General features: G+C 44.9%; 1 protein-coding gene. It reads left to right on the forward strand.

All coding sequences use genetic code 11. The annotated features are described in order from the left end of the window. Positions 1-59 precede the first annotated feature (59 nt). Positions 60-647, forward strand: coding sequence for a phage baseplate assembly protein domain-containing protein (locus tag AACQ83_RS24300; protein ID WP_112879935.1), 588 nt, complete (start codon positions 60-62; stop codon positions 645-647). Positions 648-700 lie beyond the last annotated feature (53 nt).

Below are 700 nucleotides of genomic sequence, written 5' to 3' on the forward strand. Positions count from 1 at the left end.
GCTGCTTTTGCCGTACAACCGTATGAGTTTTACGCAATTTTGAGAGAGACGATCAGATGATGAATGATGCAATCAGAAAGTTATCTCGACGGGTTGAGATGATGTTAGGGCTTGGCAAAATTAAGACATCACGCGATAGCGGAAACATTCAAGTTGTCCAGTATCAGACGCCGATTGAGGTCCGAGATAACACGGCGAGAATGGCTGAATTTGGCTTCTCGTCTGCATTGCCCGCGGGAACTGACGTTGTGATTGGTTACTTGGGGGGAGACCGATCAAGTGCTGTAGTGATTGCAAGCAACAATAAAAAATACCGGCATAAGAATTTAAATCCCGGTGAAACAGTACTTTATAACCAGTGGGGCTTGCATATCCTGCTGACTGAATCCGGGATCACTATTGAAGCCAGGGGCCAGCCGGTAACAGTAAATAACGCCACTCAAGTGACAATTAATGCAAGCGAGAGTGTGCTCTGTAATACGCCAATTTTAAAAGTTACTGGTGATATCGTCGATAACTGCAACAGTAATACGTCAACAATGAAACAGTTACGTGAATCGTATAATCGGCATACGCATAAAGTATCCGGCGTGGAATCAGGCAGTTCAACGGTGACGAGCCAGCAAACCGGGGAGCCAGTGAAATGAGTGATATTACTTCGTACTGGGATGTGAATAAAATTCATGCTGACTGGTTATCT

The organism is Photorhabdus sp. S10-54 (assembly GCF_963878145.1).
Lineage (GTDB): Bacteria > Pseudomonadota > Gammaproteobacteria > Enterobacterales > Enterobacteriaceae > Photorhabdus > Photorhabdus kayaii.